Origin of the sequence: uncultured Brachyspira sp. (assembly GCF_934747485.1) — a bacterium.
Classification (GTDB): domain Bacteria; phylum Spirochaetota; class Brachyspiria; order Brachyspirales; family Brachyspiraceae; genus Brachyspira.
In genome coordinates this window covers 12,581-31,442 of sequence record NZ_CAKVGN010000033.1, presented here as the reverse complement: position 1 = coordinate 31,442, position 18,862 = coordinate 12,581, and the positions used below count along the sequence as shown (strand labels likewise).

The window sequence follows — 18,862 nt, the reverse complement described above, 5'->3', positions numbered from 1 at the left end:
CAAAAGTTGAAAAACAGTTGGAAATTATATATAATTTAGCAAGAAAGGAGCTTTTTTAGTTATCTAGGACAGCCCCATTTTATTAAATCATTTGCAATGTTAAATTATCAGGTTTTATTGTTATATATATTATGAAATTATTAAGTTTTATTAATTTTTTATAATTATAGTTTGAAAACATATATTTAGTTAAACTTATTTAATTAATAAATTTATACGATTTATTAATTGAAAAACATTAAAAAACTTGACAATGATAAAAGCCTTACTATACTTGAATGCAGATGATAATTTTATATAAGGAGACATACAAGCTATGGAAATTTTTAATTACATGGAAAAATATAATTATGAAGAGTTAGTATTTTTCAATGATAGTAAAACAGGTCTTAAAGCTATTACATGTATTCACTCTACAAAACTAGGACCATCTTTAGGAGGAACTAGACTTTGGAATTATAAATCAGAGAGTGAAGCCATAGAAGATGTTTTAAGACTTGCAAGAGGTATGTCTTTAAAATCGGCATGTGCTGGTCTTGATTTGGGAGGCGGAAAAACAGTTATTATGGCTGATCCTAAAAAAGTAAAAGGTAATGAACTTTTCTGGAGGTCATACGGAAGATTTATTGAATCTCTAAATGGAAGATATATTACAGCTGAAGATGTAAATACAAGTACAGAAGAGATGGAATATGTTGCTAAAGAAACTAATTTTGTAGCAGGGCTTAGAAGCAAGTCAGGAGACCCTTCACCTATGACAGCTTATGGTGTTTATATGGCTATGAAGGCGAGTGCTTTTAAGGCATTTGGAAGCGATAATTTGGGAGGTAAAAAAATATCTGTTCAAGGGCTTGGACATGTGGGTTTAGTTTTATGTGATTATTTGGCTAAGGACAATGCTGAGTTAATAGTATCTGATATTGATGCTGATAAGGTGAAAAAAGTTGTTGAGCTTTATAAGGCTAAAGAAGTTAATGTTAATGCTATATATGAACAAGATGTTGATATATTTGCTCCTTGCGGACTTGGTGCTATTATTAATGATGAAACTATACCGAAATTAAAATGTAAAGTTATAGCGGGTTCAGCTAACAATGTTCTTAAAGAATCTCATCATGGAAAGATTTTAAAAGAGAAAGGAATAGTATATGCTCCAGATTATGTAGCTAATGCAGGCGGAGTTATAAACGTAGCTATGGAGAACCCTGTTTATAATTATGAAGCTGCAAAAAGTGCTACAGAGAAAATATATAATAGAATATTAGAGATTTTTGAAATATCTGACAGAGAAAACATTTCAACTAATGAAGCAGCAGATAAATTAGCTATACAAAGAATAGAATCAATAGGCGAAATACATTCTAGGTATATAAGAAAGTAGCATATATTTAAGCGAACATATTGGGTAATATAAGTTTTTTGCTTTATTCAACTTTTTCCCGCCTTCGCGGTGCGTACTTCGTCAAAGTTGTAAAAAGTGCAAGTGCTTTAGCGTTATATTTTGGAATATATAAAGCTAAAATAATATTTATGTTTTCGTATACATAAAAAGCTATAATTTATTGAATGCAGTTCTTTTGGTTCTTTTATACCAATAAAAGAACTGGGGTGCGGGGCAAAGCCCTGCAAATAATAAAAAAAATAAAAATTTTTTAGTATCTATTAAACAACTATAATTTATGTTTTTATTTTTATTCAACTTTTTCCCGCCTTCGTACCCATACCTAAAGGTACTTCCTATGGTCGCCAAAAGAAGTAGGGGTGCTGCACGGTGTGTGCTTCGCAAGGGGCTAGCCACCGTAAATAATTAAAAATAAAAAACTATCTTTTAATAAACTTAAAAATTTTTAGTATATAAAAAAGCGGGCTTAGAAAATAAGTCCGCTTTATTTTTATATATTGTTGTTTTTTATTTTTTTATTAATGGGTAGCCCATTTTCTCTCTTGATTCTATATAGGCAGAAGATACCTTTTTCATTAAATCTCTTACTCTTGCAATATATCCAGCTCTCTCTGTTACACTTATTGCATTTCTTGCATCAAGCATATTAAATACATGTGAGCTTTTCATTACCATATCATAAGCAGGAAGCACACATCCATTAGCTAAACATCTATCGCATTCTTCTTCATATTCTTTAAAATGCCTAAAATACATATCAGTGTCAGCTACTTCAAAATTGTATTTAGAAAACTCTTTTTCTCCCTGTAAATGTACATCTCCATATTTTATTCCATGTCCCCATTCCAAATCATATACATTATCAACATTTTGCAAGTACATGCATATTCTTTCAAGTCCGTATGTGATTTCGCCTGTTATAGGTTTTAAGTTTATTCCTCCAACAGCTTGGAAATATGTAAACTGAGTTATTTCCATACCGTCAAGCCAAACTTCCCAACCAAGTCCCCAAGCTCCGAGAGTAGGTGATTCCCAGTCATCATGAACAAAACGTATATCATGGTCTTTAAAACTTATTCCTAATGCTTCCAAACTTTGTATATATAAGTCTTGAATATTTTCTGGAGATGGTTTCATTATTACTTGATACTGATAATAATGCTGAAGTCTGTTTGGGTTTTCTCCGTATCTTCCATCTGTTGGTCTTCTTGAAGGCTCTACATAGGCAACGCTGAAGGGTTCTGGTCCTAATGCTCTTAATGCAGTTGCTGGGTTAAATGTTCCTGCTCCTACTTCCAAATCATAACCTTGCTGTATTATGCATCCGTTTTCGCTCCAGAATTTATTTAAAGTCATTATTAAATCGCTAAATGTCATTTTTGAGTTTTCTCCGATTAATATTATATTTTTACTTCTATTATTATATAATATATACAATTTAATTGCTATAAATTTATTAAAAAATCATATTATTTTATATACTTTTTAATATTTTAATATAAAAAATTAATGTTCTTTTTGTACTACATTATATTTATTATGCTATTGCTATTGACTTTATTATATAGTTGTAGTACAATATTATAAAAAATTTTTAAGGTTTAGGAGAAGTAAATGACTAAAGATTTAAATGCAAAAAGCGGAAATTCTATACTCGATGACTTAATAGCAAAAGCCAAGAAAGCTCAAGAGGTATATGCTACTTTCTCACAAGAACAAGTAGATGCTATATTTAAAGCATGTGCTATTGCTATTAATAGCAGAAGAATACCTTTAGCAAAAATGGCTGTAGAAGAAACAGGTATGGGAGTAGTAGAAGATAAGGTAATAAAAAATCACTTTGCTTCTGAATATATTTATAATAAGTTTAAAAATATGAAGACATGCGGAATCATAAGTGAAGATACAGCTATGGGAATGAAAAAAGTTGCTGAACCTGTTGGTATAATAGCTGGTGTTGTACCTACTACAAACCCAACATCAACTGCAGCTTTCAAATCATTAATAGCTTTGAAGACAAGAAATGCTATAGTATTTTCTCCGCACCCAAGGGCTAAAAAATGTACTGCTGAAGTTTGTAAGATTATTAATAAAGTAGCTGTTGAGCATGGTGCACCAGACGGACTTATAGGCTGTATTGAAGAGCCTACTGTTGAGCTTTCTGCTGCTTTAATGAGCCACCCTCAAATTGATTTAATACTTGCTACTGGCGGACCTGGAATGGTTAAGGCTGCTTACTCTAGCGGTAAACCTGCTTTGGGTGTTGGTGCTGGTAATACTCCTGCAATAATCGACGAAACTGCTGATATTAAAATGGCTGTTAACTCTGTTATAATGAGTAAGACTTTTGACAACGGTATGATATGTGCTAGTGAACAGACTGTTGTTGTTGTAAAAAGTGTTTATGAGGAAGTAAAAAAAGAGTTCTTATATAGAGGTGCTTATCTTTTAAACAAAGACGAAAAAGCTAAACTTAGTAAGGTAATGATTATAGACGGGGCTTTGAATGCTAAAATAGTAGGTCAGCCTGCTTATAAAATTGCAGAAATGGCTGGAATTACTGTTCCAGAAGAGACAAAAATACTTATAGGTGAAGCTTCTTCTATAAGCAGAGATGAGGCATTCTCTTATGAAAAATTATCACCTGTACTTGGTATGTATAAAGCTGATAATTATGATGATGCCGTTGAAAAAGCTCATAGTTTAATAGTGTTTGGAGGACTCGGACACACTTCTGTACTTTACACAGATGAAGATAATCAAAAAGAAAGAATTAAAAAATTCTACGAAAAGATGCCTACAGGAAGAATACTTGTAAATATGCCTTCTTCTCAAGGTGCTATAGGAGATGTATATAACTTCAGATTAGAGCCATCTTTGACATTAGGATGCGGAAGCTGGGGTAACAACTCTACAAGCGAAAACGTTGGTCCTAAACATCTTTTAAATATTAAATCTGTAGCTTCAAGGAGAGAAAATATGTTATGGTATAGAGTACCAGAAAAAATATATTTAAAGAGAGGTTCTTTGGATGTTGCTCTAAGAGAATATGCTAACAAAAAAAGAGCATTAATCATCACAGATGGACCGCTTTTCAAATTAGGTGTAACTGATAATGTTACTAAAGTATTAGATGATATAGGAGTAAAATATACTATATTCTCTGATGTTAAACCTGACCCTACAATTAGCACCGTTAGAGATATAGTGAAAACTGCTAATGCATTTGAACCTGATGTGATTATAGCATTAGGCGGAGGTTCCCCAATAGATGCTGGTAAAATTGCTTGGCTTCTTTACGAAAACCCTGAAGTAAAATTTGAAGATATTGCTATGGTATTTATGGATATAAGAAAGAGAATATGCGATGCTGGCGAATTAGGTAAAAAAGCTCAGTTCGTTGCTATACCTACTACTTCTGGTACTGGTTCTGAAACTACTCCTTTTGCTGTTATTACTGATGATGCTACACATATTAAATATCCTATTACTGATTATGCTTTAACACCTGATATGGCTATACTTGATGCTAATTTAGTTATGAGTATGCCAAGAGGTTTATGTGCTGCAAGCGGTATAGACTCTTTAACTCACGCTTTAGAGGCTTATGCTTCTATATGTTCTACTGAGTTTTCTAATTCTAATGCTGAAAAAGCTATTAAGCTTATTTTCAAATATTTACCTGCTTCATACAAAGAAGGTGCAGAAAACCCTGTAGCTCGTGAAAATATGCATTATGCTGCTTCACTTGCCGGTATGGCTTTTGCTAATGCTTTCTTGGGTATTTGTCACTCATTGGCTCATAAACTTGGTGCTGCTTTCAATATCCCTCATGGTATTGCTAATGCTCTTTTAATATGTCAGGTTGTAAAATATAATGCTAATGAAAAACCTACTAAACAAGGTTTATTCCCTCAATATAAATATCCTCATGCAAGAGAAAGATATGCATTTATTGCTGATATGCTTGAGCTTGGCGGTAAAAACGATAATGAAAAAGTTGCTAATTTAATTAAAGCTATAAATGGTCTTAAAAAAGAACTTGATATACCTTTGTCTATTAAAGATTATGGTGTAGCTGAAAAAGACTTTATGGATAAACTTGATGAGATAGTAGAACAGGCATTTAATGATCAATGTACTGGTGCTAACCCAGTGTATCCTCTTATGAAAGAATTAAAACAAATTTATTTAGATGCTTATAATGGTGTTTATTAATAAAATATTTGTTTAATAATTGTTTTGTGGGTGAGAAGCTTTTATTAGTTTCTTGCCCATTTTTATATTTGACAATATTAATTTTTATAGTATAGTATTTCAATAAGATGGGTGATTATATGAAACAAATGAACAAACAAAATTTGCTCTCAAGTTTTACTTTACTAAAAAACACATATTTTTTCAAAAAAAACTATTCTAAAATGAAAAATATTATATCTAATAAACTCTATATTCTTTCGAGGAATGATATATGAAAAATAAAAAACTCTTTTTTGTAATATATATAATATTTATTACTGTAATAGTTATTTCAATCATAATATTATCTTTTTTAGGAAATAAAGAAAGAATAGGGTATTTATCAGATTTTAAAATAAATGTTGATAAAACTTTTATATTAAATAATTTTTTCTAATATAGAAGAGATAAAAGAATCATTTAGAATAAATAATGAGTTGGATTATAATTCTATTAGCAGTTATATATTAACAAATGAATCTATAAAAAAATATAGTTATCATTATAGAGTTAAATATTATGATAAAGTATTTAGAAGCAGTGATATATATGGTGTATATATAGATACAAATAAAATTATGACAGAGAATAATTTTATTAAAGAAATGAAAATGGAAGGAAATGGCAGCCCTTTTGGTAATCTGGTTTTAGACAAAATTATAGATTTTGAAAAGATAGATAATGTTAGTTACAAATTATTATTAAAAGATTATGTTATTATACTGATTATATTTATATATATTATTTATACATTCTTATTATATATTAATAAAATTTTATTTGAAAATAACAAATATAAATTACTATTTTATATAATAACGTTTATATTTTCCATAAGTTCCATATATGTTTTGCAAATAAATATTCTATATATTATAGATTTATTAATTTTTGTATTAGAATTTATATTGATATATAAATACAATAAAAATATCTCTAATTTTATTAATAATATTGTTATTTTTAATAAAGTATCATTATTTATATCTTTTATATTATTAGGTTTGTTGTTATGTTTAAATATTTTTATTAATATTAATTTAATAATAAAATATATTATATTATTTATTTATTTTAATATATTTTTTATTTTTTTGGGAATATTATCAATAAAGAAATTTAATTTATCATTAAATATAAATAATCTTTTTTATATATCTATATTTATATTTTTATTTAATATTAATATGTCTTACACTTATTTGAATTCATTCAATAATTTAACTAAGTTTATGATATTTTTTATATATAGTTTGATACTATCTTTATTTTTCTTTTTATTTTATATATACACTGATTGTAAAAAAATAAAATTAGAGAAGATATTTGTAGTAAGCATACTAATTATAGGAATTTCTTATTTTATATTTTTACCTCCTATGGAAGTTCCTGATGAAGTTGCTCATTATGTGAGATCGTATGAAATATCAAAAGGTCTTTTTACTTATGATAAAAGTATAGATGGACATCATGGAAATTATTTGCCTATTGACTTGTATTTGCTTGGAGATAGGACATTTTCGTACAAAGATTTGTTTAATAAATTCAATATAAAAGTAAGCGAAACTAAAACTGTTGTTGAAAATACAGCTTTACATTATAGTCCATTATCTTATTTTCCTCAATCAATTGGCATGTTTTTATCTCGAATAATAAATGTACCATTATTATTAGAGATATATTTTGCTAAATTATTTGCATTATTATTTTTTTCTATTTCAATTTATTTTTCAATGAAATACATACCTATTAAAAAAATACGTTATATTTAATGTGCTTTTTTCCTATGGTGATTCAGCAAACAGCATCTTTATCGGCAGATTCTGTACTTATAACATCTTCTCTATCTTTTATATCTTTCATTTTATATTTGAAATATAAAGATGAAAGTGTAGTTGATATTAAAGAAGTTATATTATTGTTTATATTATTTTTATTCATTGCTATGTCAAAATCTGTTTATATTTTTCTTTTTATATTAATGTTTTCTATACCTAAGGAGAAGTTTAAATATAATAAATATTTAGTTATCTTTTCAATATTAGCAGTAGTAGGAATTATATATTTTTTATGGTCAAAAAATATATCAGTATATATATCAGGCGCTGATGATTTTGATTTAAAAAAAGAATATATATTGAATAATCCTATAAGATATATAGGTATCTTAATGAATACTATTAGGGAAAATATAATGTTTTATTTAAGCAGCATTATAGGAAGAAATTTGTCATGGTTTAGCATTTCAATTAATGATTTTATATATTATTCAATATTATTATTAATTTTGATATTTATAGTATTTGACAATGATAAAAGAATAAAATTGGATTTAAAAATTATGTCTTTTATTATTATAGGTATAGTTTCTATGTTAGTATTTACAGGGTTATATTTAACTTGGACTAATATAAGTGATAATGTGATTGCTGGAGTTCAAGGCAGATATTTTATTCCAATAGTATTTTTATTATTTTTGATTTTCAATTTTGATTATCTAAAATTAGAAATTAATTTAAATAATAAAATAATATTATTGATTTTATCTATGTTTCATATTAATATTCTAAATACAATTTTTAATAATTATATATAAAAAGTACAGCTTTTGTAGGGATTTCAATGAAAAAACATAAATTATTTTTAACAATATATATAGTATTATTATTTGTTTCTATTGCAAGTTTGATAATATTATCTTTTTTAGGAAGCAAAGAAAGAATATGTTATTTATCAGAGTTTAAAATAAATGCTAATAAAACTTTAGAATTAAGCGGTTTAAATCATATAAAATATACTTATATAATAAATGATGAAATCGATGAAGAAGGATTAAGAAATTATATATTAACAAATGAATCTATTAAAAAATATAGTTATCATTATAGAGTTAAATATTATGATAAAGTATTTAGAAGCAGTGATATATATGGTGTTTATATAGATACTAATGAAATTATAATGGAGAATAATTTTATTAAAGAAATTAAAATGGAAGGAAATGGAAGTCCTTTTGGTAATTTAGTTTCAGATAAAATCATAGATTTTGAAAAGATAGATAATGTAAAATATATTTTGAAAATCAAAAAAAATATAATATCTTTAGTTATAATAGTATTTGTTTTAATTTTTATTCTTTATTACATAAAATTTAATAAAGAAAAAGTTATAATTATTATAAATAATATAAATAAATATAGATTTGCTGTAGCGGGTATTATTTTTATATTATGTATAATATTTGAAATAAGCGGTTCATCTATAGGGATATATTCTAATAGTTTAAATACCGAATCTGGGGTAATTTTTGGTAATTCAAGAGGTATAAGGAGCGATGAATGGAATGTATTAACTCCATTTATGCTTTCACAATATGAGAACCATACAGGTAAGTTTCCTTATTTTAGTGATATTGTAAGAGGAGATAAAACAGATGTATATATGTTAGCACAATCTCCTGTTATGGATATAGCAATTTTATTTAGATTATTTCAAATTGGTTTTTTATTTTTGCCTCCTGCTAAAGGGCTGTCATTTTTTTGGGCGGGACGTTTTATAGCTTTATTTTTAGTGTCTTTTGAAATAATGAGGATAATTACAAATAAAAATAATAAGCTTTCTTTTTTTGGAGCTATATTAATAACATTTGCCCCTACTATAAATTGGTGGTTTTCTACAAATATAGTTGAAATTGTAATATTTACATTTCTTTCTGCTATATTTTTCTATTTTTATTTCAAAGAAGAACGTTTTTTATATAGAATTTTGTATATAGGGTTAATATTTATAAGCTGGGGTAATTTATTATTTACATTATATCCAGCTTGGCAGCTTCCATTTGGTTATTTACTTCTTTCATTATATATCTGGGTTATAATGGAAAATTGGAAAACTTTTGATATAAAAAATAAGAAAAAAGATTTTATAGTATGGGCTGTATTTTTTATAATATTTATTTTATTAGTTGGAAGAATATTTATAAAATCTAAAGAGACTATAGATATAGTGAGAAATACTGCATATCCTGGGGCAAGATTTGAAACAGGGGGAGGAATATTTTTAGAATTATTTAGATGGGCTATGAATTTATTTACTCCTTATAATGAACATAATATTATATCAAATACTTGTGAATTATCAGTTTTTATAGATTTTTTCCCAATACCATATATATTTGCTGCATATTTGATATTTAAACAAAAAGTTAGAGATAAGCTTTTAATTATATTATCAATTTATAGCTTGTTTGTTTTTGTATATATGACAATAGGTTTTCCAATATTTTTATCTAAAATATCTCTATTTTCAAATTCTCAGAATTTTAGAGTAATCCAAATTTTTGGAATAATTAATATATTTATTTTAATTAGAGCTTTATATTTATATAAACCTAATTTAAAAATAAATATAAGTATTATATTATCTATATTATTTTCTTTATTTATAATATTTGTATTATATAAATATCAAGAAAAATATTTAAATATATTGATGGCTATAATTTTATTTATTGCATTATTTATTATTTGTATATCATTTTTACAGTATAGAAATAATAAATTAAAGAATGTTTTTTTTATATCTTCCTCTTTGTTTGTAATTTTAAGCAGTATATATATTAACCCTATTCAAAAAGGTCTTGGTGTAATATATGACTCTAATTTATATAAATCAATAAAAGAAATATCTTCTAAAGATAATGATGGTTTATGGATAACTTGTTTTGGTGCTTCTAGCAGTGTTGCTATCATGTCAGGAGCTCCTACAATTAATAGTGTAAATACTTATCCGAATCTCGAAAGATGGAAAATATTAGATTCTAATTTTAAATATAAAGATATATATAATAGATATGCTCATGTAACAATGAATATAGTTGCAAATAGCAATAGTGTGGAAAAATTTGAACTTTTATTACTGGACCATTTTCAACTAAATTCAACTTTAGAAGATTTAATAAAGATTAATACTAAATATATTTTAAGCGGCATTAATTTAGAAAAATTTAATACAGAGAATATAAAATTAAATTTAATTAAACAAGTTGATAATTATTTTATATATAGTATAGTAGAAAAGTAGAAGGGTAAATAATGATAACAGTTATAGTAACAACCTATAATACAGAAAAATATATAGCGAGATGTTTAGATTCTCTTCTCAATCAAACATTTCAAAATTTTAATATAATAGTTGTAGACGATTGTTCAAAAGATAATACACAAAAAATAATACTTGAATATGCTGATAAATTCAGTGAAAAAATAAAATATATATTTATGCCTAAAAATACAGGAGCTCCTGCAAATACTAGAAACAAAGCATTGGACAGCGGACTTATTACAGGAAAATATATAATATTTTTAGATGGTGATGATGATATAGAAAATAATTTCTTAGAAAAATTATTTATTACAGCTGAAAATAATGATGCAGATATTACATTTTGCGGATATGAAAGATTTGATGCAGAAACATTAAAAGTATATTGCAAAGAAATGACTAATAATAAGTATCAATATTTAGAAAAAAAAGATTTTAATGATGATTTAGCTTTTTTTAATACAGCGTTTTGGAATAAATTAATTAGATATGATTTTATAAAAGATTTTAGATTTAAAAATGTATGCGGAGTAGATGACCCTTTATTTATGATAGATATTTATCAATATACTAAAAAATTAGCTTTTACTAATGATATATTAATAAGATACAGGGTTTATAATTTTTCTACAATAAATGTTCATTTAGTGCTTGATGAGATGAAAAAATTTAGAGATGAGCTTGTGAACATTAAACAGTCTTATTTGAATAATAATTTAATTGATATTGATATTCTTACTTTATTTGTATTTATACATATAGGAATATCTATGCCTTTCAGGGTGTATAGAAACAAATTATGTAATATTAATGAATATATAAAACTCACAAAAGAATATTTTGACGATAACTTTAGTAATTGGAAGAATCTAAAATATTTAAATTTATTTTATGCTTTCTCAAAACATGGTATAAAGGGATTAGGACTTTGGGGATGCAGACTGCTGTATAAGATGGGAATGTTCAAATTGTTTTTAATGTTTTATCTTTTTTTAATTAATAAACTTAATATAGATATAAAATGGTAGGATAAACAAACAAAATTACATAAAAAGTTATCTGTTTTTTATATATTGAATATTGTTCAAAAAATAAAAAATATTAAGATATGTATTTTTTATTTTTTGCTATATTTTATAATTGACTATTAAATCTAATATGATACAATGTAATTGACTATGGACAATGTTATGAACAAACAAACAAACAAACAAACAAACAAACAAACAAACAAACAAACAAACAAACAAACAAACAAACATTTCTATATACTCTCAAGTTTTACTTTCTTAAACAAATTTATCTTTGTTGCAAAAAACAATATAATAGCATTTTTATTATGAGGAAATAATGAAAGTTTCAGCTATTATTCCATGTTATAATGAAGAGCTCACTATAAAACAAGTTATAGAAGACATAAAAAACTATTCTCCTGAATGCGAAGTATATGTATTTGATAATAATTCTACAGATAATTCATATAATATAGCAAAAGAAGCTGGTGCTATAGTAAAGAAAGTAATGTATCAAGGGAAGGGAGAAGTTGTAAGGCAGGCTTTTTCAGCTGTTGATAGCGACATTTATGTACTGATAGATGGTGATAATGAATGCGATGCTTCTGCTATACCAAGATTAGTTAATTATTTAGTTGATAATGATTTGGATATGGTTACGGTGGTTCGTAAGGCTGGTAAATATAGAAAAGGTCATTCATTTGGCAACAAAATGCTTACAGGCTTTGCTAAGTTTTTATTTGGAAATAATGTTAATGATATATTAAGCGGTTACAGAGTTTTTTCACGCAAATTTGTAAAAACATTCCCATGTGCTTCAAGAGGATTTGAAATAGAGGCTGAGCTTACAATATTCGCTATGCAGATGCGTATGCAAATAGGTGAGATGGAAGCAGAATATAAAAGCCGTCCTGAAGGCTCATTTTCTAAACTCAATACTTTTAGAGACGGTTTTAGAATATTAGGGCTCATGATATATTTACTTATGACAGAGAAGCCTATTATTTTTTGGTGGATTATATCTTTATTCTTTGCTTTATTTGGTTTTTATTATGGTGTGCCAATTATATTATCGTTTATAAGAGAAGGGTTTGTACCTGTTGCTACATCTGTTCTTGCTACTGGTTTTATTTTACTTTCTGGAATATGTGTTATAACTGGACTTATAATGAATGCCATAGGAAGAGCAATATCAGAGAATAGAAGGTTTAAATATAATTCTATTAAATAATAATATTATTACATCATTATTATTTTTTAACTTGAAATTTATACATTATGTTATATGATATATACAATTATAATTTATAAGGAGTTAATAATATGTCTTTAATAGATGATATAGTAGCTAGAGAGATATTAGATTCAAGAGGAAACCCTACAGTAGAAGTTGATGTTTATTTAGACAGCGGTGCTATGGGTAGAGCAGCAGTACCATCAGGAGCTTCTACAGGTGAACATGAGGCAGTAGAATTAAGAGATGGTGATAAATCTAGATATTTAGGCAAGGGTGTTCAAAAAGCAGTTGAGAATGTTAATGAAATTATCTGCAATGAACTTATTGATATGGATGCTTTAGATCAAGTTGAAATAGACAGAACTATGATAGAACTTGACGGAACTGAAAACAAAGGTAAATTAGGTGCTAATGCTATACTTGGTGTATCACTTGCTGTAGCTAAAGCTGCTGCTGACGAATTAGGTATGCCATTATACAGATACATTGGCGGTTCTAATGCTAAAACTTTACCAGTACCTATGGCTAACATTTTAAATGGCGGTGCTCACTCATCAGCTCCAATCGACTTCCAAGAATATATGGTTATGCCGGTTGGTGCTCCTACTTTCAAAGAAGGAATACGTTATGTAGCTGAAGTTTTCCATAACTTAAAAGCTATACTTCATGACAGAGGTTTAAGCACTACTGTTGGTGATGAAGGCGGTTTTGCTCCTACTCTTAAAGATAATGAAGAGCCTCTTCAAGTAATTATGCAGGCTATTGAAAAAGCTGGATATAAACCCGGCGATGATATAATGATTGCTATGGACCCTGCTTCAAGCGAATTCTATAATAAAGATAAGAAAAAATATGTATTCCATAAATCTGATAATAGAGAATTGACTCCTGCTGAAATGGTTGATTTCTATGCTGATTTATGCAGTAAATATCCTATTATCTCTATAGAAGACGGTGTTGCTGAAGATGACTGGGAAGGTTGGGCTTTACTTACTCAAAAATTAGGTAAAAAAGTTCAATTAGTTGGTGATGACTTGTTTGTTACTAATGTAAAAAGACTTCAAATGGGATTAGATAAAGGCGTTGCTAATTCTATACTTATTAAAGTTAACCAAATAGGTTCTTTAACTGAAACTTTAGATTCTATTGAACTTGCTAAAACTCATAACTATACTGCTGTAGTTTCTCACAGATCTGGTGAGACTGAAGATGCTACTATTGCTGATATAGTTGTAGCTACTAATGCTGGACAAATTAAAACTGGTTCTGCTTCAAGAAGTGATAGGATTGCTAAATACAATCAATTATTAAGAATAGAAGAAGAATTGGGAGATAGAGCAGTTTACTTAGGTAAAAAAGCTTTCTATAACGTTATAAAATAATTTAGCTTAAAAAAGCGATAAACGAAAGCTGGCAGCAATTATATTTATTGTTGCTAGCTTTTTTATGTAGTTTTTTAATAATCATTAATTAAATAGATTTAAAAAAATATCCGAATAAAAAATAGATATTATTAATATTTTTTATTTTAATAGTACAGAGAAATTAAATTTTGACAAACTTTCAAATTTTTAGTATATTTAAAATATATATTTATATAAAAGGATTGTTTATGGAAAATAATAATATTCAAGAGATAAAATGGGAAAATAGATTTAATACTGGATATAAGAGAGTTGATGATCAGCATAAGGAATTAGTGAATATATTAAATAAGTTAAATTTATTAGTTATGAGTAAAGATATATCAAGGGAAGATGTATCAGAAGAATTGAGTAATATTATTAAAGATATGGTTGATTATGTTGCTTATCACTTTTCTACGGAAGAGGCCATAATGAAAGCCATAGATTATAGCGGATTTAAATCTCATGTGGTTAAACACAGAAATTTTACTAACAAGGTTTTGGAAGAGGTTAATAATTATAAGAATGGTAAGCAAATAGATATAAAAGGGCTTATTGTGTTTTTGAGAGATTGGCTGTTTAATCATATTGTAGTTGAGGATAAGGTTTTTATTAATGAAGTAAAATCTACTTTAGAAAAAATGGCTAGAGAAGAATATAATAGATAAATTATTGATAAAACCATATATATAAAAACTTATTTATTTAAATATTTCCCAATAAATATATCATAATTTTAAAGTGATATTTAGTTTTACTTAGATATTTTTATATGCTATAAATAAAGTATATAATATGATTTTTTAATATCATTTAGAATAATTTTTTATTAAAAATAAGAGCATATAAAATAAATTTAATTAAAAACATAATAGTTGATAAATATCTCTATTCATATATAATAAAAAACAATATTTAGGAGAATGATAATTTTTATGTCAATAATAGATAAACTTTCATCTGTAGAAAACACATACAATGATATAGTAGATAAATTAAATGATGCGAATATAAAAGATAACAGAGTAATACAAGATTTGATGAAAAAAAAATCAGAAATAGAAGATATAGTAAATGAATATAAAAAACTAAAAACAGTATTAAGAGAAATAGAAGATGCAAATGAGATGCTTAATCATTCTGATACAGATAAAGAATTAAAAAATATGGCATTAGCTGAAATAGATGAATTAAATCAGAAAAAAGAGAATATTATTAATGATTTAAGACTTCTGCTTCTTCCCAAAGATAAAAATGACGGTAAAAACATAATAGTAGAAATAAGAGTAGGCACAGGCGGAGATGAATCGGCTTTATTTGTGGGAGATTTATTTAGAATGTACAGCCGTTTTATAGAGAGAGCGAATTTCAAAATGGAGATAATAGATATAAGCCCTACTGAACTTGGCGGCTATAAAGAAGTAATATTTTCTGTTTCTGGAAAGAATGCTTATAGAACTTTAAAATTTGAAAGTGGTACGCATAGAGTTCAGAGAATACCAGCCACAGAATCAGGCGGAAGAATACATACATCAGCCTCAACGGTAGCCATTATGCCTGAAGCAGAAGAAAGCGATGTAATAATAAGAGATGAAGATATAAGAGTGGATATATTTCGTTCAAGCGGTCCCGGCGGGCAGTCAGTTAATACAACCGACAGTGCTGTAAGAATTACGCATTTACCTACTGGTTTAGTTGTTCAATGTCAAGATGAAAAAAGTCAGCATAAAAATAAAGCAAAGGCATTAAAAGTATTAAGAGCAAGAATATACGAAAAAGAAGAAGCTGAAAGAAAAGCGAAAGAGGCTAAAGATAGAAGAGATAAGATAGGCTCAGGGGATAGAAGTGAAAGAATAAGAACATATAATTTTCCTCAAAACAGAGTTACAGACCATAGAATTAATGTTACATTATACAAATTAGATAGATTTATGGATGGGGAAATAACAGAAATTACTGATGCTTTGTTTAAAAAAGAACAGGAGGAATTATTAGCTTCTTATTCAGACTAATAAAAAAATTATGAAATATATAGAAAATATACTTGGTGATGAAAAGATACTGCATAATATAAAAGATGATGATACTGCTATCAATTATATAAAAAGTTTCAGCGATGTTTTGTATTGCGATTATTCTTATAAACACAATGAAATTTCTCTTGCTGGGTTATTTGCTTACTCTAAGGATAATAAATACTGCTTTGGTGAGTTTGGTTTATTTAAAGAAAATAGATACGAATCAAAAATTATAATAAGTGATTATCCGGAATATGCTACACTAAACAATTATGAGCTTACTAATGATAAGTTTATAGATGTGCTTAATTTGCATAATATAACTTTAAATAATTTATTTAGTACGGCAAAAAAAGAATTAAACAGCATAGAAGCTTATCCATTAAAAAAAATATCATTAGATGATTATATAAAAATATTTCCGCATAGATATATTAATAATAGATTTAAAATATACGCTAAAAATAAATACAAAAAAATAAATATAAAAAATATCAATGAAGATTTTGTATATAGATGTCCGTATTGTGCATCAACTAATATTTTAAAAATTATAGATATTAATGATAATTTGTTTGAGAAGATGGACGTTTATGATTTTAATGATATGTATGATAATGTAGAAAATATTGAAAATGATAATTTTTATGTTTGTGCTTTATGCAATTTGGTTATAAGAAACCCAAAAACTATTTTAGATTATATATGAGGTGCTTTTAATGGAATTCATTATAATTGTTGATGAATCATTTGAAAATGAATATTCAAAAATATTTTTAGAAGATTTCGCAAAAAAAATAGAACTTTTAAAACAAGAGCTTAATTGCGATGTAAAAAATATCAATTATGCAGCAAATAGAGCAGAAGATTATTTTAACAATATATATAGAGAAACAGAAAATTATGACAATATTATATATATTCCAAATAATATGCCAATGTTTAATATAGATGAAACTGTAAAGCTCACCAAAATACATAATGAAAATATATCATATTTTACCTATGGAGAAAATTATCCTGAAGGAATCATACCTTTTATAATAAGAAGAAATGCTTTTGAAAAATTATTTAATTGCATAAAAACAAAAAATATTAATATAACAGAAAATGCTATAAAGGACATTGTATTTATTGACCCTAACTTTTTTGAAATAGAAATATTGGTATCTGAATATGATATGAGATATTATAGGGTATCATTATTTGCTAATAGTAAAAGAAATGCTTTGCTTATATCAAAACTAATAAAATATAAAGATTATCATGAGATTACTAAGGCTATAATGGAAGATGCTTCATTAAGAAGAACTTTGCCTTCATATGTTGAAATAGATATTAACAACAGACAAAACTTAATAAACAAAAATCTATTATCATCTAATGCCTTTACAAATGAAATAAACAAAGAAGAGAAAAATTTAAGCGTAGAAGAGTTTAAAATAATATATGATAAATTAGTAGATTTTTGTAATGATTTTCATTTATCAATAGGAAGCTACTATGAGCCTCTTTTAAATAAAGATGTTTTTAATATATTAGAATATGCTCTCTCAAATAAAAATGTAAATGTATATTTAGAGACCAATGCTGTTTTGCTTGATGAAGAAAAGGCTAAAAAACTTCTTCTTCTTCAAGAACAAAATAATAATTTACATGTAATAATTCATTTAGATACAGTAGAGCAAAATGTATTCAATAAAATTTATAAAGAAGATTATTTGAAAACTATACTTTCTAATATAGATTATTATTTTATAAGAGAGCCAAAAAACACATATCTTCAAATTACTAAACAAAAAGATAATTTCGATTATTTAGCTTCGTATTATAAATATTTTGATAAGTATAAGATAGAGATTATAATGCAAAAATATTATACTTACAGAGGACTTGTGGAAAACAATAAAATTGGCGATATGACTCCTTTAATAAATGTAGGCTGCTGGCATTTGGCTAGGGATTTATTTATAGATGCTTATGGAGACATTTATATTTGCAGGTTTGATATAAATAAAGAAAAATTTGTAGCATCAATATATAAAGAGAGTTTGGATAATATTTGTTCTATATTAGAAAATTACTATAAAGAAAATAGTTTAAAAAAATTAGATTTTTGTAAAAACTGCGATGAGTGGTATTTATTTAATTTTTAATATAATAATAATATTTTTTTGAGTTTATGGAAAAATTAATTGTAGAATATTTAGAGCTTTTTTTTGCTGCTTATTTGATTAAGTTTTTGTTTTTGAGGTTTATATCTGAAATTCCGTATTTAAAAAAATATTATTATATAAGAGAAATTTTGCCCGGTGTAAGAAATTGGGATAATAGATTAAAAATGATTTATTATTCTGAAATTTTCTCTATATCTCAAAGTTTACTTTTAGCATTGTTGACGATGTTATCTTATTATTTTTTATCAATAAATGAGTATATAAAAA

The 18,862-nt window shown here is 26.3% G+C and carries 13 protein-coding genes and 1 pseudogene; 13 read left to right on the top strand and 1 reads right to left on the bottom strand.

Annotated features, from left to right (window positions below):
• The first annotated feature begins 316 nt into the window (after positions 1-316).
• Positions 317-1,381, top strand: coding sequence for a Glu/Leu/Phe/Val dehydrogenase (locus Q0H31_RS07435; RefSeq protein WP_295296876.1), 1,065 nt, complete (start codon positions 317-319; stop codon positions 1,379-1,381).
• Between the two features lie 528 nt (positions 1,382-1,909).
• Here the strand turns inward: Q0H31_RS07435 and Q0H31_RS07430 are convergent.
• Positions 1,910-2,779: a glycine--tRNA ligase subunit alpha gene (locus Q0H31_RS07430; RefSeq protein WP_295296874.1), complete on the bottom strand. Its 870-nt coding sequence runs from the start codon at positions 2,777-2,779 to the stop codon at positions 1,910-1,912.
• A 237-nt stretch (positions 2,780-3,016) separates the two neighbouring features.
• On the opposite strand from Q0H31_RS07430, the gene adhE reads away from it, so the two are divergent.
• From adhE to Q0H31_RS07370, 12 genes and pseudogenes are all read left to right on the top strand, one after another.
• Positions 3,017-5,620 (top strand): bifunctional acetaldehyde-CoA/alcohol dehydrogenase, encoded by a 2,604-nt coding sequence (gene adhE, locus Q0H31_RS07425; RefSeq protein ID WP_295296872.1) that lies wholly within the window; start codon positions 3,017-3,019, stop codon positions 5,618-5,620.
• 253 nt (positions 5,621-5,873) lie between these two features.
• A complete protein-coding gene (locus tag Q0H31_RS07420) occupies positions 5,874-6,038 on the top strand; it encodes a hypothetical protein (protein ID WP_295296871.1) in 165 nt (54 codons plus the stop codon).
• 181 nt (positions 6,039-6,219) lie between these two features.
• A pseudogene (locus tag Q0H31_RS13235) lies at positions 6,220-8,237 on the top strand (DUF2142 domain-containing protein).
• A gap of 26 nt (positions 8,238-8,263) precedes the next feature.
• Positions 8,264-10,723 (top strand): hypothetical protein, encoded by a 2,460-nt coding sequence (locus tag Q0H31_RS07410; protein WP_295296869.1) that lies wholly within the window; start codon positions 8,264-8,266, stop codon positions 10,721-10,723.
• A gap of 11 nt (positions 10,724-10,734) precedes the next feature.
• Complete coding sequence (locus Q0H31_RS07405; protein WP_295296867.1) at positions 10,735-11,772, top strand: glycosyltransferase family 2 protein; 1,038 nt, start codon at positions 10,735-10,737, stop codon at positions 11,770-11,772.
• Positions 11,773-11,934: 162 nt separating this feature from the next.
• Positions 11,935-12,087, top strand: coding sequence for a hypothetical protein (locus Q0H31_RS07400; RefSeq protein ID WP_295296865.1), 153 nt, complete (start codon positions 11,935-11,937; stop codon positions 12,085-12,087).
• Positions 12,088-12,094: 7 nt separating this feature from the next.
• On the top strand, positions 12,095-12,988 hold the full coding sequence (locus Q0H31_RS07395; RefSeq protein WP_295296863.1) for a glycosyltransferase: 894 nt from the start codon (positions 12,095-12,097) through the stop codon (positions 12,986-12,988).
• Positions 12,989-13,080: 92 nt separating this feature from the next.
• Positions 13,081-14,376, top strand: coding sequence for a phosphopyruvate hydratase (gene eno, locus Q0H31_RS07390; RefSeq protein WP_295296861.1), 1,296 nt, complete (start codon positions 13,081-13,083; stop codon positions 14,374-14,376).
• A gap of 230 nt (positions 14,377-14,606) precedes the next feature.
• The gene (locus tag Q0H31_RS07385; protein WP_295296859.1) at positions 14,607-15,068 is read left to right on the top strand and encodes a bacteriohemerythrin; all 462 of its coding nucleotides are present in this window, start codon (positions 14,607-14,609) and stop codon (positions 15,066-15,068) included.
• A 267-nt stretch (positions 15,069-15,335) separates the two neighbouring features.
• A complete protein-coding gene (gene prfA, locus Q0H31_RS07380) occupies positions 15,336-16,412 on the top strand; it encodes a peptide chain release factor 1 (RefSeq protein WP_295296857.1) in 1,077 nt (358 codons plus the stop codon).
• 10 nt (positions 16,413-16,422) lie between these two features.
• Positions 16,423-17,127, top strand: coding sequence for a hypothetical protein (locus Q0H31_RS07375; RefSeq protein WP_295296855.1), 705 nt, complete (start codon positions 16,423-16,425; stop codon positions 17,125-17,127).
• A 10-nt stretch (positions 17,128-17,137) separates the two neighbouring features.
• Complete coding sequence (locus Q0H31_RS07370) at positions 17,138-18,574, top strand: spiro-SPASM protein (RefSeq protein WP_295296854.1); 1,437 nt, start codon at positions 17,138-17,140, stop codon at positions 18,572-18,574.
• The last annotated feature ends 288 nt before the right edge of the window (positions 18,575-18,862 follow it).

Bases quoted from the DNA above. Each gene is read 5' to 3' on its own strand.
- Q0H31_RS07420 (WP_295296871.1), top strand. From the start codon at position 5,874: ATGAAAAATAAAAAACTCTTTTTTGTAATATATATAATATTTATTACT.
- Q0H31_RS07395 (WP_295296863.1), top strand. From the start codon at position 12,095: ATGAAAGTTTCAGCTATTATTCCATGTTATAATGAAGAGCTCACTATA.
- Q0H31_RS07385 (WP_295296859.1), top strand. From the start codon at position 14,607: ATGGAAAATAATAATATTCAAGAGATAAAATGGGAAAATAGATTTAAT.
- Q0H31_RS07370 (WP_295296854.1), top strand. From the start codon at position 17,138: ATGGAATTCATTATAATTGTTGATGAATCATTTGAAAATGAATATTCA.
- Q0H31_RS07375 (WP_295296855.1), top strand. From the start codon at position 16,423: ATGAAATATATAGAAAATATACTTGGTGATGAAAAGATACTGCATAAT.
- Q0H31_RS07410 (WP_295296869.1), top strand. From the start codon at position 8,264: ATGAAAAAACATAAATTATTTTTAACAATATATATAGTATTATTATTT.
- Q0H31_RS07400 (WP_295296865.1), top strand. From the start codon at position 11,935: ATGAACAAACAAACAAACAAACAAACAAACAAACAAACAAACAAACAA.
- adhE (WP_295296872.1), top strand. From the start codon at position 3,017: ATGACTAAAGATTTAAATGCAAAAAGCGGAAATTCTATACTCGATGAC.
- eno (WP_295296861.1), top strand. From the start codon at position 13,081: ATGTCTTTAATAGATGATATAGTAGCTAGAGAGATATTAGATTCAAGA.
- Q0H31_RS07435 (WP_295296876.1), top strand. From the start codon at position 317: ATGGAAATTTTTAATTACATGGAAAAATATAATTATGAAGAGTTAGTA.
- Q0H31_RS07405 (WP_295296867.1), top strand. From the start codon at position 10,735: ATGATAACAGTTATAGTAACAACCTATAATACAGAAAAATATATAGCG.
- Q0H31_RS07430 (WP_295296874.1), bottom strand. From the start codon at position 2,779: ATGACATTTAGCGATTTAATAATGACTTTAAATAAATTCTGGAGCGAA.
- prfA (WP_295296857.1), top strand. From the start codon at position 15,336: ATGTCAATAATAGATAAACTTTCATCTGTAGAAAACACATACAATGAT.